Source organism: Achromobacter pulmonis (assembly GCF_902859765.1).
In the GTDB taxonomy this organism is placed as follows: domain Bacteria; phylum Pseudomonadota; class Gammaproteobacteria; order Burkholderiales; family Burkholderiaceae_B; genus Achromobacter; species Achromobacter pulmonis.
The window spans coordinates 55,872-78,481 of record NZ_CADIJV010000014.1; the positions used below are offsets into that span (position 1 = coordinate 55,872).

Below are 22,610 nucleotides of genomic sequence, written 5' to 3' on the forward strand. Positions count from 1 at the left end.
TCATGCGCGATTCGGTACGCATCGGGCCGGCGCTGCGGCAGGCGCCGGCGCTCGCGGGGTCGCTGGCGGACCAGGTCTACCAGCGGATCAAGGACGAGCTGTTCGACTTCCGGCTGCTGCCCGGCGACCGCTTCACCGAGGCGGAGCTGGCGCTGCGGCTGGGGGTGAGCCGCACGCCGGTGCGGCTGGGACTGGCGCGGCTGGAGCGCGAGGGCTTCGTGCTGCCCAGTCCGCGCAGCGGCTGGCAGGTGCGGCCGTTCGATTTCGAGCGCTTCGAGGCGCTGTATGACGTGCGCGTGGTGCTGGAGCTGGCGGCGGTGGAGCGGCTGTGCGCGCGTGAGCAGATGGATGAACGCGGGCTGCTGGGGGCGCTGGCGCAGGTGTGGCTGGTGCCGCCGGCGCAGCGCATTCTGGATGGGCGGATGGTGGCGCAGCTGGATGAGGCGTTTCACTGCTCACTGGTGGCGGCGGCGGGCAATGCGGAGATGGCGCTGATCCACCGCGAGGTGACGGAGAAGATCCGGATCGTGCGGCGCCTGGATTTCACCAAGGATTTCCGGGTGGATGCGACGTATGAGGAGCATGGGGCCATCTTGCGTGCGGTGCTTGCCCGGCGAGGGGAGGCGGCCGGGAGGATGTTGCGCGGGCATATCGAGATGAGCAAGGCCGAGGTGAGGAAGATCACGCTGCATATGTTGCATGTGGCGCGGGAGGGTTCTTGAGGCGCGGCGGGCTGCGGCGGATGGCAGGCAGGCGGTTTGCTTGGCGTTCTGCTCAGCGTCGGGGCGGTGGTCGCTGCGCGCGGTGGCGGCGATAAGGGCGCGCCCGCGTTCTCTCTCGCGCCCGGGTCAGCCCTGCAGTTGTTTGTAGACGTCTTCGGAGACGCGTTGCAGTTCTTCGCGGCTGACGGCGCCGGAGAGGGCGTAGCCGAATTGGCCTTCGACCCAGTAGAAGACGCGCACGGGGCCTTCCTGGGTGAACTGGAAGGCGGTCTGGCCGCCGGCGGCTTCGCGGGTGACGTAGAGGGTCAGGCGTTGGCCGTCGGGGGCGCCGTACATGAAGAGGGCGACGGGACCGCTGCCGCCCGGCAGCAGGCGGCCGCCGACGAGGTCGTAGCCGGCCTGGGTCAGCGAGGGGGCGCGCACGGGGGCGCCGAGGCGCTTGGTGAGCCAGGTGACCAGGGCCTTTTCGTTGTCGCCGCTGACTTCGACGGGGCGGCCCATGTCGGGGGCGTAGACGGCGTGGGCGATGGCGGCGCGCTGGGCGTAGCCGCCGGCGGCGCGGTCGGGTGCGGCGGTGGCCAACACGGTCTGCAGATGGCGGGCGTCCAGGGCGCCGCGCGCCAGCCAGGCGCTGCTGGCGCTGATAACGGCGATGGCGATGCCGGCGGCAACGGCGCGCCAGGGCAGGCGGCGGGCGGGCGGCGACAGCGGCAGGCGCAGGGGCAGGGGTTCGTCCAGCACCGGGTCCAGCAGCGCGTGCAGCGCGCGGCGCTGGGCCTGCCAGGCGTGCACGCGAGCCAGGTCCTGCGGATGGGCGGCGAGGAAGGCGTCGACCTCGGCGTGGCGGCCGGGCGGCAACTGGCCGTCGGCGTAGGCATGCAGGTCGGCTTCGGTGATCGGGTTGCCGGCGGTGGGGACGGCGTGGAGGCGTTTGTCGTTCATGTCATTTCACGCGATGGAGCCGGCTGGCGGGTTGCTGGCCTTGCATCAGGGCGCCCAGCCGTTCGCGGGCGCGCGACAGCCGCGACATGACCGTGCCCATCGGCACGCCCAGCACCTGCGCGGTTTCCTGGTACGACAGGTCTTCCACGCATACCAGCAGCAGCACTTCGCGCTGCTCGGCCGGCAGGCCTTGCAGGCAGCGGTCCAGGTCGCGCACCTCCAGGTGGTCGGTCTGCGTGGCGCGCACCGGCACGTCGGGCAGGTCGCCCGCGCCGGCCTGTTCGGCCTGCCGGTGGTTGGCGCGCACGCCGTCGATAAAATGGTTATGCATGATGCCGAACATCCACGCCCGCAATTCGCCGCGCCGCTGCCAGCGCGAGTAGCGGCTCCAGGCGCGTTCGAGCGTGTCCTGCACCAGGTCGTCGGCCCGGTGCAGGTCGCCCGTCAGCCCGCGGGCGTAGCGCCGCAGGCTGGGGATGCAGGCCAGGATCGCGGCTTCGTCGTCGGCGCGCATGGTCGGGCGTGGATGGGCGGCGAACCCGGTTCAGGGCTTGATCACGTGCCAGACGTCCTTGACGTTGTCGCCGGTCTTGTCGCCCGGTTTGGCGTCCTTGGCGAACAGGTAGATCGGCTTGCCCTTGTAGGCCCACTGCTTGGAGCCGTCGTCGCGGGTGATGATGCTCAGGTCGCCCGAGGCCTTGGCGTCGGCGGCGGCCATGACCGGCGGCCAGATCTTGGCGCACTGGTCGTTGCAGGCGCTCTTGCCGCCGGCATCCTTGTCGAAGGTGTAGAGGGTCATGCCGGCGCTGTTGACCAGGATGCCGTTCTGGGTCTTGACGGCCTGGGCGTGGGCGCCGGCCGAGAACAGGGCGGCGCAGGAGAGGGCCAGGGTGGCGGCGATTTGAGTACGCATGTCGTGCCTCGCAGGTAGGAAGGTGGGGAACTGCCGACTACAGACGCCGGGCGAAACGGGAATATTCCGCCGCGGGGAAAAAAAAGTGGAGGGCCGGCAACCGCATATCCGGCCGCGCCGCGCGCCACCCGTGAACGCCCGTGCCCGACGGCGCTGGCGAATCGGGTCAGGCGTGGCCGGCGGCGGGCGGGGCCGGGTCGTAGCGCATTTCTATTTCCTGGGCGGTCTCCTGGACGGGGGTGAAACCCAGCGACTGGTAGAGCCGGCGGGCGGGGTTGCCCTTGAGCACCGACAGGGTCACCGGCGCGCCTTCCTGGTCGGCCTGCCGCAGCAGTCCCGCCAGCAGGCGCCGGCCCAGCCCCTGGCCCTGGAAGGCGGGGTCGATCTGGATCTGCACCACGCGCCAGCCATCCGGATCGCGGTGGGTCTTGAACAGGCCGGCCGGACGCCCGTGCAGCCAGACGATCCGGGCGTCATCGAAGTGATGGCGGATACGGGTCAGGTGATGGGCATCGTCGCGCGGCGCGCCCACGCGCGCCAGGTGCTCGGTCATGGTCGCCTTGCGCAGCGCCAGCAGGAACGGCAGGTCATCTTCGGTGGCGGCTTGCAACGCCAGGGAATGGAGAGTCATGGTGCGGCCTCAGGGTTGCTTGGGGGAAGAACCACGCTTGGCGCTCTTGCCGGTTTGGTGGATAAGGTTATAGAGCTGTTGAGCCGCCGGCGCCAGGGGGCGGCCGCGGCGCGAGATCAAGCCCAGGCTGCGGGTGACGCGCGGATGTTCGAGCTTGACGCCCGCCAGGGTGGCGTGGCCGGCCGGCGGCATCGCCAGCTGCGGCACCGCCGCCACGCCCAGGCCGGCCTCCACCAGCCCCAGCAGGGTCATGACGTGGCTGACCTCGAAGGCGCTGACGGTGCGCTTGCCGCTCTTGGCCAGCGCATCGTCGATCAGCAGGCGGTTGCCGCTTTCCTTGGCCACGGTCATGAAACGTTCCTGCGACAGCTCTTCCCACGATACGCTGCGGCGCGCGGCCAGCGGATGATCGCGGCGCACCGCCAGCACGAAGTCCTCGCGCAGCACCGCCTTGAAGTCCACGTCCGGCTCCTGGGTGCCGAAAAAACTGATGCCGAAATCGGCGCGGCCCGTCACTACGCTGTTGAGCACGGTGTGGGCGGTTTCGTCGATGATGCGCACGCGGATGCGCGGAAAACGTTCGGCGTAGTCGCGGATGATGGCCGGCAGGAAGTAATAGGCCACCGATGGCACGCAGGCCACGGTCACCAGCCCGCCGCGCTGCGCCGCCAGGTCGCCGATGCTGAGCACCGCGCGCTCCAGTTCGTCGATGGCGCCGCGGGCCCGCTCCAGGAAGATGCGGCCGACGTGCGTCAGCGCCACGCGGCGGGTGGTGCGTTCCAGCAGGCGTGCGCCCAGCAGGTCTTCCAGTTTGTCGATGCGCCGGCTCAGCGCCGGCTGCGACAGGCTCAGGTCTTCGGCCGCGGCGCGGAAACTGGCGCGTTCGGCCACGGCCACGAAGGCCTGTAATTCCTGTAAATCGAAATTGATGCGTGCCATGCATTAATCCATCCGTAAGTTGCAATTCAAATAATAGCCGCGTCGTCGCAGAATGCACCGCATGGAAACGATCATCCCTTGCGTACTGATGCGCGGCGGCACTTCCCGCGGCCCCTTTTTTCTGGGCGACTGGCTGCCCGCGGACCCCGCCGAGCGCGACCGGCTGCTGCTGCAGGCGATGGGCTCGCCGCATGCGTTGCAGGTCGACGGCCTGGGCGGCGGCAACTCGCTGACCAGCAAGGTCGCGATCGTGTCGCGCTCGACCTGGCCCGGCTGCGACATCGACTATCTGTTCGCCCAGGTGTCGGTGGACCGCGCCAGCGTCGACACCCGTCCCAACTGCGGCAACATGCTGTCGGGCGCCGCGCCCTTCGCCATCGACGAGGGCCTGATCCCGGCCGCCGACGGCGAGACGTCGGTGCGGGTGCACAACGTCAATACCGGCGCCGTCATCGAGGCGGTGGTGCAGACGCCCGGCGGCCGGCTGACCTACGAAGGCGATGCGCGCATCGATGGCGTGCCGGGCGCCGCCGCGCCGGTGCGGCTGAACTTCCTGGACGCCTGGGGCGCGCTCACCGGACGCCTGTTCCCGACCGGCCTGCGCCAGGAGACCGTGGATGGCGTGGCCGCCACGCTGATCGACGCGGCCATGCCGATGGTGCTGCTGCGCGCCGCCGACTTCGGCCTGCGCGGCGACGAATCGCCGGCCGAGCTGGACGCCAACCCGGCGTTGCTGGCGCGCCTGGAGCGTATCCGCCGCGAGGCCGGCGCCCGCATGGGGTTGGGGGACGTATCGAACAGCGTGATTCCCAAGCCGGTACTGCTGGCGCCCGGGAGCGACCCGGCGGTTCTGTCGGTGCGTTCGCGTTACTTCACGCCGCACGCCTGCCACCGCGCGCACGCCGCCACGGGCGCGGTGGGCGTGGCCGCCGCTTTCCTGATGGCGGGCACCGTGGCGCACGATTGCGGCGGGCCAGCCCCGCGCCCGGGCTATCGTGGCGTGCGCATCGAGCATCCGTCGGGCGGCATGGACATCGACGTCAGGCTGGACCCGGACAGCGGCGAGGTGCGGGCCGCCGGCCTGGTGCGCACCGCGCGCAAGATCATGAAGGGCCTGTTATACGTGCCGGGACGCTACGTGCCGGCGCGGGAGGAACCGGCCATGCGGCCGGCGCACGCCGCGATGGCGGCCTAGACCGGCGTCACCGATTCCACACCCGGAAGCCGTTCACGGCCTGCCGAACCGAAACAAGAAGGCAGCGGGCCGACCCGCTTCCGAACCGAGACACAGCGGTCCACAGAGACCGTCCCCATAACCGTCAGGAGACATGACATGGCTTTCCCCTCTCGCGGCGCGCTGTGCGCCGCCGCGCTTTGCCTGGCCCTGGGCGGCCAGGCCGCGCATGCCGAATTCCCCGAACGTCCCATCACCATGGTGGTGCCCACCGCCGCCGGTGGCGGCAACGACACCCTGGCCCGGGTCATCGGACAGAAGATGGGCGAACTGCTGGGCCAGACCGTCATCGTGGTCAACAAACCCGGCGCGCAGGGGGCCATCGCGTCCGACTACGTGGCGCGCCAGCCGGCCGACGGCTATACGCTGATACTGGGCTACATCGGCACGCACGGCATCAACCCCGCGCTGCAGAAGCTCAACTACGACCCGGTGCGTGATTTCACCGCCATCGGCATGGTGGCCGATTCACCCACGCTCATGGTGGTGTCCAGCAGCATCGGTGTGCAGGACGTGCCCGGCCTGCTCAAGTACGGCCAGGCCCATCCCGACGGGCTGAGCTACGCCACCGCCGGCCCGGGCACCGCGCCGGCGGTGGCGGGCGAACTGTTCAACCGCGCCACTGGCGCCGCCATGCTCGAAATTCCCTACAAGGGATCGGCGCCCGCCATGACGGATACGCTGGCCGGCGTCACCCAGGTCATGTTTCCCAGCCTGTTCAGCGCCTATCCGCACTTGAAGTCAGGCAAGATCCGCGCGCTCGGGGTGGCCGGCGCGCGGCGCGCCAAGGTGCTGCCGGACATGCCGACGCTGGCGGAACTGGGCGTGCAGGGCGTGGACGTGGCGCAGTGGTATGCCGTGTTCGCGCCCGCCAACGCCGATCCTAAGGTCGTCGCCAAGCTCAATGGCGCGCTCAATGGCGCGCTCAATGATCCGGCCGTGGCCGCCAAGATCGACGACCAGGGCGCCGAGGTACGCACCAGCACGCCGGCCGAGCTGGCGGCGTTCGTGCGCGAAGAAGCGGTCAAGTGGAAGCGGCTGGCGTCGACGATCCACGCGGCGCTGTAAACAGCGCCAGCGGCGCGGCGTCGAAGTGGCGCAGGTTCGGAAACACCAGGCGCAGGTCGTCGGCGCTGGCGCCGAACCAGCCGCCCAGCGCCGCGCCTAGTTGTTCCACCGCCAGCGTCGGCAGCAGCCGGCCGTTGTCGACGAAACCGGGGCCATCGGGCGCGATCGCCGGATGCGTGCCGTAGCAGCGGCCGCCGTTGACGGCGCCGCCCAGGACGAAATGGTGCGCGCCCCAGCCGTGATCCGAGCCGTTGCCGTTCGAGCCCAGCGTGCGGCCGAATTCCGATGCGGTGAAGGTGGTGACCTGGCGCGCCACGCCCAGGCCCGCCAGCGCCTCCTGGAACGTGGCCAGCGCCTGGCCCAGTTCCTGCAACAGGGCGGGGTGGGTGTCGTTCAGGCCGGTGTGATTGTCATAGCCATTCTGCGACACGAAGAACACCTGGCGGCGGGCGCCCAGCGCCTGGCGCGCGGCGATGATGCGCGCCACGATCCTGAGCTGCTGCGCCAGCGGCGAGGCGAAGTCGCCGGGCACCGCCACGCCCGCCAAGGCTGCCCGCAGCTGTGTGTCGGCGTCGATCGACTGGGCGGCGATGCGCGACAGTTCGCGTTCCATCAAGTGCTCGCGCGGTTGCGTGATTAGTTGCCGCAGCAGCGCGGTGCAGGCGCTGGAACCATACAGGTCGCGCGTCAGCAGCTCGATGCGGGTCGAGCCGTTCACGCCGACCCGGTAGCCGGCGACATGGCGGCCCGCCAGCAGCACGGTGTTGCCGCCGGCGGTGATGCCGGTGAAGCTGCGCCGCGTGTTGATGCCGGCGTACAGGTCCGTCAGGCGCCCGGCCCAGCCGGACGACGCGCCTTCCGGCGCCAGCGCCTGCCAGTATGACTGCTGGTCGTTGTGCGAGAACAGCTTCGGCGGCAGCGGCACCCGCGCGCCGAGGTAGTCCGCCTTGCTGGTGGGGACCACCAGCGGGCCGACGTTCAGCACCGCCGCCATGTCTGCGCGCGCGAACAGCGGCGCCAGCGGCGCCAGGGACGGGGCCAGCGCGAACGACATGCCGTCGGTGGCGGGCGTCGGGTCGCGCAGCGCCGTGGCCCGCAGCGCCTCGCGCGGCAACGCGATGTCGGTTCGCGCCGCGGCGTAGGCGCGATAGGCGGCCGGATCGAAAGGCACCAGGGTGTTGAACGGGTCATTGCCGCCGTACAGGAAGACGCACACCAGCGCCTTGTAGTCCCCCGGCGGCGCGGACTGCGCCGCCGCCGCGCCCAGCGCCGCCAGGTTCAGCGCCAGCGGCGCCGCCGCGCGGCTCGCGCCCAGGGCGCAGGCGCGCAGCAGGAATTCGCGGCGGTCGGCGTTCATTTCTGCACCAGGTATTCGGGGCTGGCCGCCACCAGCATGATGGCGGCGCGCACGCGGTCGCGGGGCCGCGCGCGCGGCAGGGTGTCGACCGCCTGCGCAATGGCGCGCGCGGTCGTCGCGCTGAAAGCGTCGCCGGCCAGCAGCAGCGACACCCGCGCCACCAGCGCCTCGGCGTCGCCGGCCACGGCGATCTCGGCGTCATAGCGCGTCTGCAGATCCTCCCAGCCGCGATCGACGTAGATGGCCAGGAAGTTCAGATAGCCGGCGACGCTGGTTTCGTCGGTGATCTGCAATTCCGGCGCCACCAGCCCACGCCGCGCCAGTTCGGTGACCGGCGGGGTGTAGCGCGGCCGGAAGAAATTGAACACGCTGGCCGAGCGCATCGGGCTCTGCGCCAGCCGGATCGTGTTGTCGGTGGTGTCGGGCATGGCCCAGGCGCCGTTGGTGGAAGTCGCGCCGAAGGCCCGCGCCCAGCCGGAAAAGCGCAGGATGGGCTCGCGCACCTTGCCCCAGCCGGGCGCCGAAAGGTCGGGATGGCGCGCCTCGTCATCGAGCAGTATGGCGCGCACCACGGCCTTGAGGTTGCCGCGGGCGCCATGGCCGTCGTTGTCGAACACGGCCGCCACCCGGTCGACGTACGCGGGGCTCGGGTTGCTGGTGACCAGCCGCTGGATCAGCTGCGTGCCGAGGAACGGGCCGACATTGGGGTGGGCGCTGATCACCGTCATCGCCCGTTCAAGCGACAGGTAGCCGTCGGTGCCGGGCGGAATCACCGCGCCCAGGAAGCGCTTTTCGGCCAGCGAATGCAGTGCCGGGTTCAGAGCCATCGGACGGCGGTGGAATTGCACGTCGGTCTCCGGTCCGTCCAGGTCCCAGCCGGTGAATACCTTGGCCAGGCCCTGCACGTCGGCGTTGCCATAGGTCTCTACCGGCGCGCCATGCGCCAGCCGGGGGCTGCCGTCGCGATTCAATTCAATCAGGCCGATGCTGAACAGCTGCATCACCTCGCGCGCATAGTTCTCGTCGGGATGGCGGCCGGTGCGGGGGTCTTCCTTGCGGTTGCCGCGATAGGTCAGCATGCAGCCCATCGACAGGTTGCGCGTGACGGCGGTGAGCAGGTCCTGGTAGCGGCCGAAAGCGTGCTCGGCCAGCAAGTCCATGAAGCCGGCCGCGCCGAACAGCGGCCAGTTGGCGGTGATCGACGCCACGCCCACCACGAAGATCTCCGACAGCGCGAACGCCACGCGCGTGCGCACTTGGTCCTCGGCGCTGATGAACTTGCGCCACAGCGTGGATTCGAGCGGCGCATTGATGCCGTTGCCCTTGTAGGCCTCGGTGTCCTTGCCCTGCTGCAAGAGCCAGTCGAAATGGCTTTGTGACGGCGGCAGCGCCAGTTGCGCGTCGAGCCAGGCGGCATAGCCGTCGCGCACCACGGCGTCGATCTGCGCCGGGGTCGGGCCGAAGGTGGCCTGGGCCAGGAAGCGCGAGGCCTGGCCGGGCGTGGGAGGCGGGCGAGGGGAGGAAGCGGCCGGCGCCGCTTCGGACGGCAACGCGGACATGCAGGCAGCCCCGGGGGGTCGAATGCGAGCCCCTACGGTACCGAAGCGCCGGGGGGCGCTTCAAGACCGTCATTCGGATGAGAGACTAAGCCATTCGCATGAGCGCGCGCCGGGGAGAAAGACCGGCCCGCGGTGGCGGGCCGGGCGGCGCGGACTACACCGAACGGGTGATGCCGCCGTCGATGCGGATGTTCTGTCCGGTGATGTACGACGAGGCGTCGGATGCCAGGAAAGCGATCAGGTCGGCCACTTCCGCGGCGGTGCCGTAGCGGCCCATCGGGATGCGCGCGCGCCGGTCTTCCTTTTCCGGCAGGCTGTCGATGAAGCCGGGCAACACGTTGTTCATGCGTACATTGTGCTGGGCGTATTCGTCCGCGAACACCTTGGTGAACGCAGCCAGGCCGGCGCGGAACACGCCGGACGTGGGGAACAGCGCTTCCGGCTCGAAGGTCGCGTAGGTCGAGATGTTGACGATGGCGCCGGACTTCTGCTGCTTCATGACCGGCGCCACCAGGCGCGCGATGCGCACCACATTGAGCAGGTAGAACTCCATGCCCAGGTGCCAGTCGTCGTCGCTGATTTCCAGCAGCGGGCCCTTGGGGCCGTGGCCGGCGCTGTTGACCACCGCGTCGACGCGGCCCCATTGCTGCAGGGTCGTGTCCACCAGCCGCGACAGGTCTTCGGGCGAGCGGTTCGATCCGGTCACGCCCAGGCCGCCCAGCTCGGCGGCCAGCGCCTCGCCCTTGCCGGACGAGGACAGGATCGCCACGCGGAAGCCATCGGCCGCCAGTTTGCGTGCCGCCGCCGCGCCCATGCCGCTGCCGCCGGCGGTGATGATGGCCACTTTATCCGTGCTCATGCGTCGTTCCCCAAGAGTATTGGCAAAAAAGCCATTGTAGGGGTGGGCACGGCGGCCCCGCGAGGATCCCGCGAGGCCGTCAGGGCAAGGCTCAGTCGACCAGCTTGAGCACGCCCTTCATCAGCGCGAAGTGGCCGGGGAACGAGCAGAAAAAGGCGTAGTCCTGGCCGGCGGCCAGCTTGCTGACGTCGAAGGTGACGGAATCGCTTTCGCCGCCGCCGATCACCTTGGTGTGGGCGATGACGCGGGCGTCGTCCTTCTTGACATAGTTGTTGTCCAGGCCGGCGGCCATGCCGTCGTTGACGGCGCCCTGCATGTCGGCCTGCTTGGTCAACACCCAGTTGTGGCCCATGACGTTCCTGGCCAGCTTGCCGGGGTGCGTGAGATTCACGGTGAACTGCTTGCAGCTCTTGCTGACCGTGATTTCCTTCTTGTCGAACTGCATCTGGTCGTTGCCGGCGATATCGACCGAACATTCGGCCGCCAGCACCGGGGCCGAGGCCAGGGCCAGGATGGTCGCGGCGCAGAGATTCTTCAACAGCATGTTCATGCCTCCAGGGATCGGGGGAAGGGGAACCGCATGCTCCGCCGGACGGAGCCTCGCGGCCGTTGCGGTATTCTCGCCCCAGTCTACTCCCGGCGGCGCACGCGCGCCCGCAAGCGGCTTGACGCAACGCAAGCGGGCGCCAGTGAATTGCGCGGCGCGGCCCTGGGCGTGCCGTTGCCGGCGTGGTTTCAGCGCGCCGGGGCCGCGGCGGTGACGCGCCAGATCGCGTTGCCGACATCATCGGCCACCAGCAGCGCGCCTTGCCGGTCCAGCGCCACGCCCACCGGCCGGCCACGCGCCTGGCCGGCCTCATCGAGGAACCCCGTCAGCACGTCGCGCGCCTGGCCGTCGGCGCGCGCGCCGGTGAAGGGCACGAAGATGACCTTGTAGCCGCTGCGCGGATCGCGGTTCCAGGAGCCGTGCTGACCGACGAACATGCCGTGCAGGAACGGCGCCGGCAGATTGGCGCCGCCGGACCAGGCCAGCCCCAGCGAGGCGGTGTGCGGCCCGAGCGCGTAATCGGGCACGAGCGCCCGCGCCACCAGGTCCGGGCGCGGCGGCTTGACCCGGGTGTCGACATGCTGGCCGAAGTAGCTGTAGGGCCAGCCATAGAAGCCGCCGTCGCGCACCGAGGTCATGTAGTCGGGCACCAGATCGCTGCCCAGTTCGTCGCGTTCGTTCACCGCGGTCCAGAGCGTCCGGCCGTCCGGCCCCCAGGCCATGCCCACCGGATTGCGCAGGCCGGTGGCGTAGAGGCGCTTGGCGCCGCTGGCGATGTCGATTTCCCAGATGGCGGCGCGGCCTTCCTCCTCGGCCATGCCGTTTTCGCCCACGTTGCTGTTCGAACCGACCGTCGCATACAGCTTGGCGCCATCCGGGCTGGCAATGAGGTTCTTGGTCCAGTGATGGTTGCGGCCCGCCGGCAAGTCGGTCACCTTGACCCCCGGCGCGCTGATGCGGGTCTGGCCGGTCTGGTAGGGAAAGCGCAGCACCGCGTCGGCGTTGGCGATATACAGCTGGTCGCCGACCAGGGCCATGCCGAACGGCGAATTCAGGCCTTCCAGGAACACCGTGCGCGTCTGCGCCGCGCCGTCGGGCCCCAGGCCGCGCAGCAGGGTGATGCGGTTGGCGCTGGGTGTGCGCGCGCCGGCACGCTTCATGACGACGCCGGCGACCCAGTCCTTGAGCCCGCCGGAGGCCTCGGGCGGCTTGGGCGGGGCGTTGGTCTCGGCCACCAGCACATCGCCGTTCGGCAGCACATGGAGCCAGCGGGGATGATCCAGGCCTCGGGCATAGGCGCTCACCGCCAGGCCGCTGGCCGGGGTGGGCAGGCCGGACTCGGGCCAGCCCACCGCCCTGGCCGTGTTGACCGTGGGGATCAGGGTGGCGTTGGGGGCGGGCAGCTCGGGGCGCGGCCCCATGCCGGCCTCGACCGGCAGGCGCGCGACTTCGCCGCAGGCGGCCACCAGGCCGGTGGCCGCGGCCAGCGCCACCAGCAGATATCGAATGCGCATGAGGCGGCTCCAGTCGCGTGGGGTAGGCAAGCCTTCATCATACGATGAGGCGGCGCGCCGTTGCGCCGCCGGCTAGCGCATGTCGAAGGCTTCCTGGTGCCAATGGACCCGGCCACGGCCCAGGCGCCGCAAACCCTTTCGCAACGCCGCCGCCAGGCCTGCCGGGCCGCAGTACCAGACGTCGGCGACCCGGCCGGCGGCCACTTCGCCCTGCGCCAGGGCGGTGGCATCCAGCCGCTGGCCCTGCGCCGCGCTGTGCACGTGCAGCGTGACGTTGTCGAGCCGTTCGCAGCGTTGCCGCAGCTCCTCGACGAAGGGGTCGGCGCCGGCGTCGCGCACGCAGTAGTGCAGCCATACGGGCGGGTGGCCGCCGGGCGCGTCGCGGGCCGCTTCCAGCCAGGCCAGGAACGGCGTGATGCCGATGCCGCCCGCGACCCACACCTGCGGACCCGCGGCGGGATCGGCGGGACGTTCGAAGCGGCCGTAGGGGCCTTCGACCGTGACCGGCGCGCCCGCGCGCAGCGTGGCGGCCAGGCGCCGGGTGTAGTCGCCCAGCGCCTTGATCTGGAACGTGACGTCGTGGCGGCCGGGGTGCGGTGCGCTGGCGATGGTGAACGGATGCGCGCCTTCGCGCCGGTCGAAAGTGACAAAGGCGAACTGCCCGGCGGCGTGGCCCGGCCAGCGGGGGCCGAGTTCGCAGGTGACTTCGAGGATGTCGCCGGGCCGCTGCACCAACCGCGTCACCCGGCCCGCAATGCGCCGGCCGCGGCCGATGCGGCCAGCCAGCGCCAGCAGCGCGGCCCCGGCGCCGCCCGCCATCAGCGGCAGCAGCAGTGCGCCGGTCGGTCCGGTCCAGTAATAGGCCGGCGCCAGCGCCAGGGTGTGAAACACCAGCACCAGGTAGGCCAGCGGCATGGCGCGATGGACAATGCGCCAGGCGTGGTACGGAAAACGGCGCCACAGGGTGATCGCCAGCATCGCCAGCAAGGCATAGAGCGTCCATTCGCCCAGGTCCTTGGCCAGCCCGCGCGAATCCGCCAGCATGGTCAGCACCGCGTCGCGCGCGGGCCGGCCCTCGGTGCCGACCAGCGCCTTCAGCGGCGTGCTGGCCAGCTTGATCAGCCAGTGCGCCGCGCCGGCGCCGATGGCCAGGATGCCGGCCCATTTGTGCAGCCGGTAGATCTTGTCCATGCCGCCCAGCGGCCCTTCCAGCCAGGCCGGGCGCAGCGCCAGCAGCATGATCAGGGACATCAGGCCGATCGACCAGACGCCCGTCAGGTACAGCGCCTGCTGGCGCAGCACCCAGGGCCAGGCGGCGGAGGCCGCTGGCTGCAGCACGATGGCGTCGACAGCCCAGGCGCCGGTCAGCGCCAGCAGGAAGAGACCCAAGGCGGAACGGGTTTTCATGGCGTCGGCCTCAATCCTTGATGCGGCTGCGCAACACCGCGCCAGTCTGCGCGTCCACGCGCAGCTTCACGCGCTGGCCTTGTGCGTTCTCGGCCTTGACGTCATAGGCGCGCTGATGTTCGAGTTCGATCTCGGTGATGTTGCGATAGCCCGCGGCGGTCAGCGTGTCATAGACCTGGCGCACCGTTAGGATCGGCGCGGCGGGCGCGGACTGGGCGGGCGCGGCGGCGGCCGGCGCAGGTTGCGGCGCGGTCTGCGCCAGCGCGGCGGCGCCGGCAACGGTGGCGGCGCCAAGGGTCAGGACGGACAGGGTCTTGCGGATGCGGTTCATGCTGCTTTCTCCTTAGGGTTGCGTCAGGCCGTGGATCGGCCATGACGTCATTATTCGGGGGGGCGCATGAACCCGTTCTGAAGGGCGCGTTCACCCGAGGTTCATGTTTGACGCGCTATAAATGGGGCGCTTGCACACCCTGTTTTTCCCCCGCGCGCCGGGTTACCCTGACGTGACCGTCCCATAGAATGCCCATGACCGCACGCTCTCGTATCGCAATCTGGCTGACCGGCCTGGCACTGGCGCTGGGGCTGGCCGTGGGGCCGGGCGCCGGACAGGCCGACGAGCGCGATCACGACCGGGCCCGCGAGGCCCTGCAGGCGGGCAAGGTGCTGCCGCTGCGGTCGGTGCTGGACATCGTCGAACGGGATTTCCCCGGCCAGGTGGTCAAGGTGGAATTCGAAGAGGACGATGGCCTGTTCCTGTACGAAATCCGCCTGCTGCAGCCCGGCGGCAGCCTGGTCAAGCTCAAGATCGACGCGCGCGACGGCAGGGTGCTGGGCATGAAGGGGCGCGACATCCAAATCCGGAACCGACACTGATGCGCATACTTGTCGTCGAAGACGAACCGACCCTGGCCTCGCAACTGGCCGAGGCGCTGCGCCACGCCGGCTATACCGTCGATACCGCGGCGGACGGCGGCACCGCCCACTACCTGGGCGAGGTCGAGACCTACGAAGTGGTGGTGCTGGACCTGGGCCTGCCGGTGATGGACGGCCTGACGGTGCTCAAGCAGTGGCGCGCGGCCGGGCGCGGCATGCCGGTGCTGATCCTGACCGCGCGCGCCAACTGGCACGAGAAGGTCGCCGGCATCGACGCCGGCGCCGATGACTACCTCACCAAGCCCTTCCACATGGAGGAACTGCTGGCGCGCGTGCGGGCGCTGCTGCGCCGATACAGCACCCATGCCAGCGCGCAATGGCGCTGCGGTCCGCTGATGCTCGATACGCGGCTGGCGCGGGCCACCGTCGATGGCGTGCCGCTGAACCTCACCAGCCACGAGTTCAAGGTGCTGGCCGTGCTGATGCAGCACGCCGGCGAAGTCGTGTCACGCAGCGAACTGATCGAGCACATCTACGCCCAGGACCACGATCGCGATTCCAACACCATCGACGTATTCATCGGCCGCCTGCGCAAGAAGCTGCCGGCCGACACCATCGAGACCGTGCGCGGACTCGGCTACCGGCTCACCTGTCCGCCATGACCTCGCCGCGCGCACCGGGGTCGCTGCGCTGGCGCATGCTGGCCGGCACGCTTGCCTGGATCGCGGCGATCATCGTGCTGGCCGGATGGGGACTGGGCAGCCTGTTCCGCCAGCACATCGCCGAACAGTTGCGGGCCGAACTGGCGCTGCACATGAACCAGTTGACGGCGGCGGTCAGCGTGGCGCCGGACGGCCGTCCCACGGTGGCCTCGCCGCTGAGCGATCCGCGTCTGGAGCAGCCGCTGTCGGGGCTGTATTGGCAGATCGACCGCCTCGATGACCAGGGGCGCGTGGTGGCCGCCGGGGTGGCGCGCTCGCGCTCGCTGTGGGATCAGGTGTTGGCGCTGCCCGCGGCCGACAATGCCGATGGCCTTCATGACATCGTCGGTCCCGAGAAGCACCGCCTGAGCGCGGTGACGCGCCTGCTTAAGCCGGAGGACAGCAACGCCGGCACGCTGCGGCTGGTGGTGGCCGCCGACCGCGCGGTGCTGGCCGAGCCGATCGAACGCTTCGATCACATGCTGTTGCTGTCGCTGGGCGCGCTGGCGGCCGGCCTGGTGGCGGCGGCGGTGGTGCAGGTGGTGGTGGGGCTGCGGCCGCTGGGGCGGCTGCGGCGTCAGTTGGCCGCACAGCAGGGCCGCAACAGTGTGCGGATAGAGGGCCGCTTTCCCAGCGAGATCCAGCCGCTGGTCGATGATTTCAACCGGGTATTGGCGGTCAACGCCGACATCGTGCAACGCGCGCGGACCCAGGCCGGCAACCTGGCGCACGCGGTCAAGACGCCGCTGACCATCATGGGCAATGCGGCGGCGGGCGAGGACGGCGCCTTCGCCCGCCTGGTGCGCGAACAGGTGGCGATGGCGCTGCGCCAGATCGATTACCACCTGGCGCGCGCGCGGGCCGCGGCCGCCTCGGGCACGGCGGGCGGGCGCACGCCGCTGCGGGCGCCGGTGCAGGCGCTGTTGCGGGTCATGCAGCGCTTGTATGCGGCGCGCGGGCTGGCGCTGGAGATGGACGAATTCCCTGCCGGGCTCGAATTTCGCGGCGAGGAGCAGGATCTGCAGGAGATGGTCGGCAACCTGCTCGACAACGCCTGCAAGTGGGCGGCGCGGCGCGTGCGGATCGGCGCCGGGGCGGCCGCGCCGGACCGCCTGCGGATCGTGATCGACGACGACGGCCCGGGCATCGCCGAGGACGAGCGCGAACGCATCTTCGAGCGTGGCGTGCGCATGGACGAGCAGCGTCCCGGCTCCGGCCTGGGGCTGGACATCGTGCGCGATCTGGCCGGCACCTACGGCGGCGAGGTCAGCGCCGGGCAGTCGCCGCTGGGCGGGCTGCGCGTGACGCTGACCCTGCCGGCATTGCCGGCCAGCGCCTAACGGGCCGGCCCGCGCCCGCCGGCGGGGTTCAGCGCACCAGCGTCACCGGCACCTCGGCCAACTGCACCACCTGGTTGGCGACCGAGCCGATCAGCATGCCGGCCAGCGCGCCGTGGCCGCGCGTGCCCATGACGATGCGGGCGCAATGGTGGTCCCGCGCGTAGGCCTGGATCTCCACCGCCGGGTTGCCGAACTCGACATGGCAGGTGTGGTCGGTGCCGGTCACTTCGAGCAGCTTGCGGGCCGCGTCGGCGGCCTGCCGGCCTTCGCGTTCGTAGTATTCGTCGATCATGTCCTGGGTGACCAGGCGCGACAGGCCGGCGCGGCCGTGCGGCGGCGTCTGCACATTGAGCAGGTGGACGCGCGCCGCGGGCGCGCCCTGGGCCAGCTGGCGCGCATGCAGCACGGCGCGATTGGCATTGTCGGAACCGTCGACGGGGACGAGGATGTTCAGCATGGCGGCTCCTTTACTTGACCAGGGTGACGGGCAGTTCCGTCAGGTGCAGGATTTTGGTGGCCACCGAGCCCATGAACAGCGAGGCCACCGAGCCCAGGCCGCGCGTGCCCATGTAGATCTCGTCGGCATCGATCTCGTCGGCGATGCGCGCGATGGTCTCGGCCACCGCGCCGGTTTCGATGCGCGAGGTGAACGGCACGCCGGCCGCCGTCAGCAGCGCGCGGGCCTCGCCCAGCGCGGCTTCGCCTTCTTCCTGGTGATAGGCGTCGATATCGGCCTGCGACAGGCCGCGGCCGATCTTGCCGGCCAGCAGCGGGATCTGCACGGTCAGCAGCGCCACCTGTTCGACGGGATCGTAGCTGCGCGCCTCGAGCATGGCGCGCACGGCGTGGACGGCATGCTGCGAGCCATCCACCGGGATCAGAATGCGTTTCATCGACGTCTCCTTGTTGTCCGCGAGCGCGCGGCGGCCCGTTCCTGGCGGCGCCGCGACAACTCCACTGTACGCAATTATTCCGCCGGGCGGGGGCCGGCGGGATGCGCGCAATCAAAGGAAGCGGGATTGGCCGGTCAACACCAGTCGGCGGGCACCTGCGCGGCCGCGGCCGGCAGGTCCAGCAACAAGGCGGCCATGCGGCCGAGCCGGGCGGCATCGCCGGTGGTCAGCAGTTCCACGGCGCCGGCGCCCGCGGCCGCCAACCGGCCGTGCTGCTGCAATTGGTGGCGCAGGCGCCGCGCCACCGGCCCGCCGGTCTCCAGCAAGGGCACCGCCGGGCCTGCCGCCGCCTGGATCGCGTCGTGCAGGAACGGGAAATGGGTACAGCCCAGCACCAGGGTATCCGCGCCCTGGGCCAGCAGTTCGCGCACCGGCTCCTGCGCCACGCGGGCGGCGGCCGCGCCATGGATGTCGCCGCGCTCCACCTGCAGCACCCATTCGGGGCAGGGGCGAAAGAGGATGCGGATCTCGGGCGCCTCGCGTTGCACCAGGGCCGCGAACTTGGCGCTGGCGAGCGTGCCGGTGGTGGCGAACACGCCCACCACGCCGCTGCGCGTCAGGTGCGCGGCCGGCTTGATGGCCGGTTCCACGCCGATGATGACCAGTCCGGGATGGCGGGCGCGCAGCGCGGCGATGGCGGCGGCGGTGGCGGTATTGCAGGCGACCACCATGGCCTTGGCCTGGCGCGACACCAGGTAATCGGCGATGGCCAGCGCGCGCTGCCGCACGTATTCCGGCGTTTTCTCGCCATAAGGCACGTGGGCGGAATCGGCCACGTACAGCAGGTGTTCGCGCGGCAGGGTCTGGCCGATGGCGCGCAGCACGCTCAGCCCGCCGACGCCGGAGTCATATACACCTATGGGAGCGAGGTCCTGCATGGGATGCGGTAAAGACAGGAAAAGGCGCCCAGTGTAGCGCCGCCGCGCCAGGGAAACTCAGCCGCGCGCGCGCGGCGGCTGCTTGAGCGCGTCCCCGGCCGCCGCGCGATGCGCCCGCACTTCCTCGATCAAGCGGCGGATCGCGCCGCTGAGCGGCGCGTCGCGCCAGATCAAGGTCAGCGGCGCGCGCATGGCCACGGGGCCGGTGACATTGACGTACACCACGCCTTCGATGTTGACCCGGCGCAGCGAGGCCGGCACCAGCGACACCCCCAGGCCAGCCGCCACCAGGCTGAGGGTGGACAGCATGCGTGGCGCTTCCTGCGCCACCCGCGGGCTGAAGCCGGCGGCGCGGCAGGCGGAGATGATGGCGTCGTAGAGCCCGGGGCCGCTGTGGCGGCGATACAGGATCAACGATTCCTCGGCCAGTTCGGCCAGCGCGATGCGCTTGCGCGGGCGCCCCTTGACCATGGGATGGTCGGCCGGAAAGGCCGCCAGCATGCTTTCCTCCAGCACGGTCTCCACCGCCACGCCGCGGTCGACGCCATGGGCGCCGCGCACGAAGGCCACGTCGACACGGCCGTCGCGCACGGCTTGCATCAGTTCGCCCGTGCTGCTTTCTTCCAGCACCAGCCGCACCTGCGGCGCGCTCTCGCGAAAGCGCCGGATCACCGAGGGCACGAAAGGGTGGAACGCCGCCGAGCCGGTAAAGCCGACGGTCAGCCGGCCGGCCTCGCCCAACGACACGCGCCGCACGCCGTCGACCGCCTGATCGACCAGCGCCAGGATGCTGCGGGCATCGGCCAGCAGGGCATGGCCGCTTTCGGTCAGCTCCATGCCGCGCGGCAGGCGGTGGAACAGCGTGACGCCCAGTTCCTGTTCCAGCACGCGGATCTGCTGGCTCAGGGGCGGCTGGCGAATGCCCAGGCGGGCGGCGGCCTTGGTCAAGTGGGATTCCTCGGCCACCGCGAGGAAGTAGCGCAACAGCCGCAGGTCGACGGATGCCATATGTAATGGATATGTTTGTTTAAGCAGTCATATATTAGACATTATCTGATCGCGGGAGTAGGCTGCGAGCTGTCCTTATCCCCCCGGCGCTGGCGCGCCGGCGCCTCCCGACCGGCCGCCGCGGCCGCACCACCATGAACGCAGCAGCACCTGATTCCCCCGACGCCGCGACCCGGCCGCCCCCCACTTGCGGGCAATTGTTCTCCGGATTCCTCATGCTCGGCCTGACCGCTTTCGGCGGCGCGCTGCCCCTGGCGCGCCGCATGGTGGTGGAAAAGCACCGCTGGCTGTCCGGCTCCGAATTCTCCGACCTGCTGGGCCTGTGCCAGTTCCTGCCGGGCGGCAACATCATCAATCTGTCGGTGGCCCTGGGCATGAAGTTCCGTGGCCCGCGCGGCGCCTTCGCGGCGCTGATGGGCCTGATCCTGGCGCCTTCGGCCATCGTGGTGCTGCTGGGCATGGTCTATGACCGCTTCCAGAACGATCCCCACATCCAGCACTTGTTCGCCGGACTGGCCGCCGCCGCCGCGGGCCTGCTGATTTCGATGGCGGTCAAGGTCGGGGTGCCGGTGTTCAAGCGCCGCGACTGGCTGGCCGGCCTGGTGGCCACCGCCTGTTTCATCGCCATCGCGGTGCTGCGCGTTCCGCTGCTGCCGACCATGGCGGTGCTGACGCCCCTGAGCATCCTGCTGGTCTGGAGGCAACGTCGATGATGCAGACGCTGATCTCCCTGGCCATCATCTTCTCGCAACTGTCGGTGCTGGCGTTCGGCGGCGGCAACACCATCCTGCCCGAAATGCAGCGGCAGGTCGTGGACGTGCACGGCTGGATGACCGCCGCCGATTTCTCCGCGCTGTTCGCCCTGGGCCAGGCGGCGCCCGGCCCCAACCTGATGGTGGTCACGCTGGTCGGCTGGCATGTGGCCGGCTGGGCCGGCATGCTGGTGACCACGCTGGCCAAGTTCGGGCCGTCATCGCTCATCACCATCATCGCGCTGGGGTTGTGGGAACGCTTCAAGGACCGGCCCTGGCGCGGCGTGATCCAGGCCGGGATCTTCCCCATGACGGTGGGCCTGGTGGCCGCCAGCGCCGCGCTGATCACCGAGGCGTCGGCCCACACCTGGCTGCTGGGGGCGATCACGGCGGTGGTGGCGCTGCTGGGCAGCTTCACCCGCATCCACCCGCTATGGCTGTTGTTCGGCGGGGCGCTGGTGGGATTGCTCGCGATCGGTTAGCGTGAAGGCTCCTGCCACGCTGGGAGTCCGCCATGAAGCTGCCGCTCAAGGAGCCGGAGATCGAATCGTCGCCCGCCGAGGTCGCCGCGCTTCCGTTCTACCACGCGCACCGGCGGCTGGTGTTGTGCGGCGCGCTGTTCGTGGTGCTGGCCGGAGTGCTGTGGCGCGTCGGGCTGTCGCCCAGCCGCGCCGGCCTGCTGGCCTTCGATGTGGCGGCGCTGCTGTTCCTGCTGCTGACGGGGGCCGCCTTCGGCAAGGCCACGCCGGCCATGATGCGGGTCCGCGCGCAGCAGGTCGACGTCGGGCGCACGGCCGTGCTCTGGAGCAGCGTGGCGCTGTCATGCCTGGTGATGGTGGCGCTTTGGACCGAGCTGCGCGCGGCCGGCGGCCTCGAGGGCGTGGCCGACCTGGTGGCTGCCGCGGTCAGCATCGTGCTGTCGTGGCTCTACCTGAACATGATCTTCGCGCTGCATTACGCGCACGGCTATTACAGCCACCGCAACGCCATGCACAAGGGCCTGGACTTTCCGGGCAAGGAAGATCCCGACTATTGGGACTTCGCCTATTTCGCCCTGGTGCTGGGCATGACGTTCCAGGTGTCGGATGTGCAGATCGTCAGCCGCCGGGTGCGGCGCACGGCGCTGGTGCACAGCGTGATCGCGTTCTTCTTCAACGTCTTCATCATCGCCATCAGCGTCAACGTGGCTGCGGGGCGGGCCTGAGGCCATGGCCTGAGGCCACGGCCTCAGGCCGCCCGCCGGCCTGGGCGGGCGGCGTTCAGGCCGCTGCCAGCCGCCACAGCGACGTGACTTCCTTCGAGCGCGCCGCGTGCAGCGGGTCGCTGGGGTCCTTGGCGCGGCCGTGCGTGGGCCGCGTGTCGATGCGCTCCACCACGCGCAGGCCGGCCTGCTGGATCATGTCCAGCAATTGCTCGCGCGTGCGCAGGCCCAGATGCTCGGCCAAGTCCGACAGGATCAGCCAGCCCTCGCCGTTGGGCGTCAGGTGCGCCGTCAGGCCATTGAGGAAGCCACGCAGCATGCGGCTGTCGGGGTCGTAGACGGCGTGCTCGACGGGCGAGCTGGGACGGGCCGGCAGCCACGGCGGATTGCAGACGGCCAGCGACACCCGGCCCTCGGGGAACAGGTCGGCCTGCACCACCTCGACCTGCCTGGACAGCCCCAGACGCTCCAGGTTGTCGCGGGCGCAGGCCAGCGCCCGCGGCTCCGTGTCGGTGGCGATGACGCGCTTGCCGCCGCGGCGCGCCAGCACGGCCGCCAGCACGCCGGTGCCGGTGCCGATATCGAACGCCACGCTGCCGCGCGGCATCGGGGTGCGCGCCACCAGATCGATGTACTCGCCGCGCACCGGCGAAAACACGCCGTAGTGCGGGTGGATGCGGTTGTCCAGCGCGGGAATCTCGATGCCTTTCCTGCGCCATTCGAAGGCGCCGATCAGGCCCAGCAGTTCACGCAGCGAGGCCACGTACGGTTCGTGCGCGGGGCCGTGGGCCGCTTCGCAGGCTTGCCGCGCATCCGGCGCGCGGCGTAGCGAAATGCCATGCCCGGCATCGAATGGAATCAGCAGCATGCCGAGGATGCGGGCGCGCTGCGACTGGATCTGACGGTGTTGGTTGAAGGCCTCCAACATCGTCTCGACCGGCTTGCGCGGGCGCTTGTCGACCCGGCGCGTCATGGCCTGCAGCAATTGGCGCGCGTTCTGGAAGTCGCCGCGCCACAGCAGGCCGACGCCTTCGCAGGCCAGGCGATAGGCCGCGTCCGCCGTGGTGCGGTCGTCGGCCAGCACCACGCGCTTGGGCGGGGTGGCGCCGGATTCCGAGCGCCAGCGGGCGGTATGGCGGGTCTGGTCGGGGCCGTCGCCCTCCGTCCAATGCAGTTCAGGCGGGGTCAACGGAGCGCTCCGGCGAAGGCGGG

26 protein-coding genes are annotated in these 22,610 nt (G+C 70.4%); 9 read left to right on the forward strand and 17 right to left on the reverse strand.

Features of this window, described 5'->3' with window-relative positions; all coding sequences use genetic code 11:
* The first annotated feature begins 2 nt into the window (after positions 1–2).
* The gene (locus HV701_RS13755; protein ID WP_175133575.1) at positions 3–722 is read left to right on the forward strand and encodes a GntR family transcriptional regulator; all 720 of its coding nucleotides are present in this window, start codon (positions 3–5) and stop codon (positions 720–722) included.
* 126 nt (positions 723–848) lie between these two features.
* On the opposite strand, the gene HV701_RS13760 is transcribed toward HV701_RS13755, so the two are convergent.
* From HV701_RS13760 to HV701_RS13780, 5 genes are all read right to left on the reverse strand, one after another.
* Entirely contained in the window at positions 849–1,664 is an 816-nt protein-coding gene (locus tag HV701_RS13760) for an anti-sigma factor family protein (RefSeq protein WP_175133576.1), read from the reverse strand.
* Position 1,665: 1 nt separating this feature from the next.
* Positions 1,666–2,178 (reverse strand): RNA polymerase sigma factor, encoded by a 513-nt coding sequence (locus HV701_RS13765; RefSeq protein ID WP_175133577.1) that lies wholly within the window; start codon positions 2,176–2,178, stop codon positions 1,666–1,668.
* A 30-nt stretch (positions 2,179–2,208) separates the two neighbouring features.
* Positions 2,209–2,577 (reverse strand): COG4315 family predicted lipoprotein, encoded by a 369-nt coding sequence (locus HV701_RS13770; protein ID WP_175133578.1) that lies wholly within the window; start codon positions 2,575–2,577, stop codon positions 2,209–2,211.
* 166 nt (positions 2,578–2,743) lie between these two features.
* Complete coding sequence (locus HV701_RS13775; protein ID WP_175133579.1) at positions 2,744–3,208, reverse strand: GNAT family N-acetyltransferase; 465 nt, start codon at positions 3,206–3,208, stop codon at positions 2,744–2,746.
* A 9-nt stretch (positions 3,209–3,217) separates the two neighbouring features.
* On the reverse strand, positions 3,218–4,147 hold the full coding sequence (locus tag HV701_RS13780; protein WP_175133580.1) for a LysR family transcriptional regulator: 930 nt from the start codon (positions 4,145–4,147) through the stop codon (positions 3,218–3,220).
* Between the two features lie 61 nt (positions 4,148–4,208).
* Between HV701_RS13780 and HV701_RS13785 the strand changes: the two genes are divergently transcribed.
* Positions 4,209–5,342, forward strand: a complete 1,134-nt coding sequence (locus tag HV701_RS13785) for a 4-oxalomesaconate tautomerase (RefSeq protein ID WP_175133581.1) — start codon at positions 4,209–4,211, stop codon at positions 5,340–5,342.
* A 138-nt stretch (positions 5,343–5,480) separates the two neighbouring features.
* Complete coding sequence (locus HV701_RS13790) at positions 5,481–6,449, forward strand: Bug family tripartite tricarboxylate transporter substrate binding protein (RefSeq protein WP_175133582.1); 969 nt, start codon at positions 5,481–5,483, stop codon at positions 6,447–6,449.
* On the opposite strand, the gene HV701_RS13795 is transcribed toward HV701_RS13790, so the two are convergent.
* The 7 genes from HV701_RS13795 to HV701_RS13825 all read right to left on the reverse strand — a co-directional run bounded on the left by HV701_RS13795 (position 6,406) and on the right by HV701_RS13825 (position 14,023).
* On the reverse strand, positions 6,406–7,806 hold the full coding sequence (locus HV701_RS13795) for a DUF1501 domain-containing protein (protein ID WP_175133583.1): 1,401 nt from the start codon (positions 7,804–7,806) through the stop codon (positions 6,406–6,408). The genes HV701_RS13790 and HV701_RS13795 overlap by 44 nt on opposite strands.
* Positions 7,803–9,365, reverse strand: a complete 1,563-nt coding sequence (locus HV701_RS13800) for a DUF1800 domain-containing protein (protein WP_175133584.1) — start codon at positions 9,363–9,365, stop codon at positions 7,803–7,805. The genes HV701_RS13795 and HV701_RS13800 overlap by 4 nt, the downstream gene beginning before the upstream one ends.
* Positions 9,366–9,519: 154 nt before the next feature.
* Positions 9,520–10,224, reverse strand: a complete 705-nt coding sequence (locus tag HV701_RS13805; protein WP_175133585.1) for an SDR family oxidoreductase — start codon at positions 10,222–10,224, stop codon at positions 9,520–9,522.
* A 91-nt stretch (positions 10,225–10,315) separates the two neighbouring features.
* Complete coding sequence (azu, locus tag HV701_RS13810; RefSeq protein ID WP_175133586.1) at positions 10,316–10,768, reverse strand: azurin; 453 nt, start codon at positions 10,766–10,768, stop codon at positions 10,316–10,318.
* Positions 10,769–10,959: 191 nt separating this feature from the next.
* On the reverse strand, positions 10,960–12,285 hold the full coding sequence (locus tag HV701_RS13815; RefSeq protein WP_175133587.1) for a PQQ-dependent sugar dehydrogenase: 1,326 nt from the start codon (positions 12,283–12,285) through the stop codon (positions 10,960–10,962).
* A 72-nt stretch (positions 12,286–12,357) separates the two neighbouring features.
* Positions 12,358–13,692, reverse strand: a complete 1,335-nt coding sequence (locus HV701_RS13820; protein ID WP_175133588.1) for a ferredoxin reductase family protein — start codon at positions 13,690–13,692, stop codon at positions 12,358–12,360.
* Between the two features lie 10 nt (positions 13,693–13,702).
* Complete coding sequence (locus HV701_RS13825; protein WP_175133589.1) at positions 13,703–14,023, reverse strand: PepSY domain-containing protein; 321 nt, start codon at positions 14,021–14,023, stop codon at positions 13,703–13,705.
* A 194-nt stretch (positions 14,024–14,217) separates the two neighbouring features.
* On the opposite strand from HV701_RS13825, the gene HV701_RS13830 reads away from it, so the two are divergent.
* The 3 genes from HV701_RS13830 to HV701_RS13840 are packed head-to-tail and all read left to right on the forward strand — an operon-like array spanning position 14,218 to position 16,606.
* A complete protein-coding gene (locus HV701_RS13830) occupies positions 14,218–14,565 on the forward strand; it encodes a PepSY domain-containing protein (protein ID WP_175133590.1) in 348 nt (115 codons plus the stop codon).
* Positions 14,565–15,227: a response regulator transcription factor gene (locus HV701_RS13835; protein ID WP_175133591.1), complete on the forward strand. Its 663-nt coding sequence runs from the start codon at positions 14,565–14,567 to the stop codon at positions 15,225–15,227. The genes HV701_RS13830 and HV701_RS13835 overlap by 1 nt, the downstream gene beginning before the upstream one ends.
* Entirely contained in the window at positions 15,224–16,606 is a 1,383-nt protein-coding gene (locus HV701_RS13840; protein ID WP_175133592.1) for an ATP-binding protein, read from the forward strand. Before HV701_RS13835 ends, HV701_RS13840 begins: the two co-directional genes overlap by 4 nt.
* A 28-nt stretch (positions 16,607–16,634) precedes the next feature.
* Here HV701_RS13840 and HV701_RS13845 read toward each other — a convergent pair whose 3' ends face one another.
* From HV701_RS13845 to HV701_RS13860, 4 genes are all read right to left on the reverse strand, one after another.
* Positions 16,635–17,063 (reverse strand): universal stress protein, encoded by a 429-nt coding sequence (locus HV701_RS13845; RefSeq protein ID WP_175133593.1) that lies wholly within the window; start codon positions 17,061–17,063, stop codon positions 16,635–16,637.
* Positions 17,064–17,073: 10 nt separating this feature from the next.
* Positions 17,074–17,499 (reverse strand): universal stress protein, encoded by a 426-nt coding sequence (locus HV701_RS13850; protein WP_175133594.1) that lies wholly within the window; start codon positions 17,497–17,499, stop codon positions 17,074–17,076.
* A 134-nt stretch (positions 17,500–17,633) separates the two neighbouring features.
* The gene (gene murI / locus HV701_RS13855) at positions 17,634–18,437 is read right to left on the reverse strand and encodes a glutamate racemase (RefSeq protein ID WP_175133595.1); all 804 of its coding nucleotides are present in this window, start codon (positions 18,435–18,437) and stop codon (positions 17,634–17,636) included.
* Between the two features lie 57 nt (positions 18,438–18,494).
* Positions 18,495–19,445: a LysR family transcriptional regulator gene (locus tag HV701_RS13860; RefSeq protein WP_175133596.1), complete on the reverse strand. Its 951-nt coding sequence runs from the start codon at positions 19,443–19,445 to the stop codon at positions 18,495–18,497.
* Between the two features lie 134 nt (positions 19,446–19,579).
* On the opposite strand from HV701_RS13860, the gene HV701_RS13865 reads away from it, so the two are divergent.
* The 3 genes from HV701_RS13865 to HV701_RS13875 are packed head-to-tail and all read left to right on the forward strand — an operon-like array spanning position 19,580 to position 21,401.
* Positions 19,580–20,158 (forward strand): chromate transporter, encoded by a 579-nt coding sequence (locus HV701_RS13865; protein ID WP_175133597.1) that lies wholly within the window; start codon positions 19,580–19,582, stop codon positions 20,156–20,158.
* Positions 20,155–20,679, forward strand: a complete 525-nt coding sequence (locus HV701_RS13870; protein WP_175133598.1) for a chromate transporter — start codon at positions 20,155–20,157, stop codon at positions 20,677–20,679. The genes HV701_RS13865 and HV701_RS13870 overlap by 4 nt, the downstream gene beginning before the upstream one ends.
* Positions 20,680–20,711: 32 nt before the next feature.
* On the forward strand, positions 20,712–21,401 hold the full coding sequence (locus HV701_RS13875) for a DUF1345 domain-containing protein (RefSeq protein ID WP_175133599.1): 690 nt from the start codon (positions 20,712–20,714) through the stop codon (positions 21,399–21,401).
* A gap of 55 nt (positions 21,402–21,456) precedes the next feature.
* Here HV701_RS13875 and HV701_RS13880 read toward each other — a convergent pair whose 3' ends face one another.
* Complete coding sequence (locus tag HV701_RS13880; protein WP_175133600.1) at positions 21,457–22,587, reverse strand: methyltransferase; 1,131 nt, start codon at positions 22,585–22,587, stop codon at positions 21,457–21,459.
* Between the last annotated feature and the right edge of the window lie 23 nt (positions 22,588–22,610).

Bases quoted from the DNA above. Each gene is read 5' to 3' on its own strand.
- HV701_RS13755 (WP_175133575.1), top strand. From the start codon at position 3: ATGCGCGATTCGGTACGCATCGGGCCGGCGCTGCGGCAGGCGCCGGCG.
- HV701_RS13760 (WP_175133576.1), bottom strand. From the start codon at position 1,664: ATGAACGACAAACGCCTCCACGCCGTCCCCACCGCCGGCAACCCGATC.
- HV701_RS13765 (WP_175133577.1), bottom strand. From the start codon at position 2,178: ATGCGCGCCGACGACGAAGCCGCGATCCTGGCCTGCATCCCCAGCCTG.
- HV701_RS13770 (WP_175133578.1), bottom strand. From the start codon at position 2,577: ATGCGTACTCAAATCGCCGCCACCCTGGCCCTCTCCTGCGCCGCCCTG.
- HV701_RS13775 (WP_175133579.1), bottom strand. From the start codon at position 3,208: ATGACTCTCCATTCCCTGGCGTTGCAAGCCGCCACCGAAGATGACCTG.
- HV701_RS13780 (WP_175133580.1), bottom strand. From the start codon at position 4,147: ATGGCACGCATCAATTTCGATTTACAGGAATTACAGGCCTTCGTGGCC.
- HV701_RS13785 (WP_175133581.1), top strand. From the start codon at position 4,209: ATGGAAACGATCATCCCTTGCGTACTGATGCGCGGCGGCACTTCCCGC.
- HV701_RS13790 (WP_175133582.1), top strand. From the start codon at position 5,481: ATGGCTTTCCCCTCTCGCGGCGCGCTGTGCGCCGCCGCGCTTTGCCTG.
- HV701_RS13795 (WP_175133583.1), bottom strand. From the start codon at position 7,806: ATGAACGCCGACCGCCGCGAATTCCTGCTGCGCGCCTGCGCCCTGGGC.
- HV701_RS13800 (WP_175133584.1), bottom strand. From the start codon at position 9,365: ATGTCCGCGTTGCCGTCCGAAGCGGCGCCGGCCGCTTCCTCCCCTCGC.
- HV701_RS13805 (WP_175133585.1), bottom strand. From the start codon at position 10,224: ATGAGCACGGATAAAGTGGCCATCATCACCGCCGGCGGCAGCGGCATG.
- azu (WP_175133586.1), bottom strand. From the start codon at position 10,768: ATGCTGTTGAAGAATCTCTGCGCCGCGACCATCCTGGCCCTGGCCTCG.
- HV701_RS13815 (WP_175133587.1), bottom strand. From the start codon at position 12,285: ATGCGCATTCGATATCTGCTGGTGGCGCTGGCCGCGGCCACCGGCCTG.
- HV701_RS13820 (WP_175133588.1), bottom strand. From the start codon at position 13,692: ATGAAAACCCGTTCCGCCTTGGGTCTCTTCCTGCTGGCGCTGACCGGC.
- HV701_RS13825 (WP_175133589.1), bottom strand. From the start codon at position 14,023: ATGAACCGCATCCGCAAGACCCTGTCCGTCCTGACCCTTGGCGCCGCC.
- HV701_RS13830 (WP_175133590.1), top strand. From the start codon at position 14,218: ATGACCGCACGCTCTCGTATCGCAATCTGGCTGACCGGCCTGGCACTG.
- HV701_RS13835 (WP_175133591.1), top strand. From the start codon at position 14,565: ATGCGCATACTTGTCGTCGAAGACGAACCGACCCTGGCCTCGCAACTG.
- HV701_RS13840 (WP_175133592.1), top strand. From the start codon at position 15,224: ATGACCTCGCCGCGCGCACCGGGGTCGCTGCGCTGGCGCATGCTGGCC.
- HV701_RS13845 (WP_175133593.1), bottom strand. From the start codon at position 17,063: ATGCTGAACATCCTCGTCCCCGTCGACGGTTCCGACAATGCCAATCGC.
- HV701_RS13850 (WP_175133594.1), bottom strand. From the start codon at position 17,499: ATGAAACGCATTCTGATCCCGGTGGATGGCTCGCAGCATGCCGTCCAC.
- murI (WP_175133595.1), bottom strand. From the start codon at position 18,437: ATGCAGGACCTCGCTCCCATAGGTGTATATGACTCCGGCGTCGGCGGG.
- HV701_RS13860 (WP_175133596.1), bottom strand. From the start codon at position 19,445: ATGGCATCCGTCGACCTGCGGCTGTTGCGCTACTTCCTCGCGGTGGCC.
- HV701_RS13865 (WP_175133597.1), top strand. From the start codon at position 19,580: ATGAACGCAGCAGCACCTGATTCCCCCGACGCCGCGACCCGGCCGCCC.
- HV701_RS13870 (WP_175133598.1), top strand. From the start codon at position 20,155: ATGATGCAGACGCTGATCTCCCTGGCCATCATCTTCTCGCAACTGTCG.
- HV701_RS13875 (WP_175133599.1), top strand. From the start codon at position 20,712: ATGAAGCTGCCGCTCAAGGAGCCGGAGATCGAATCGTCGCCCGCCGAG.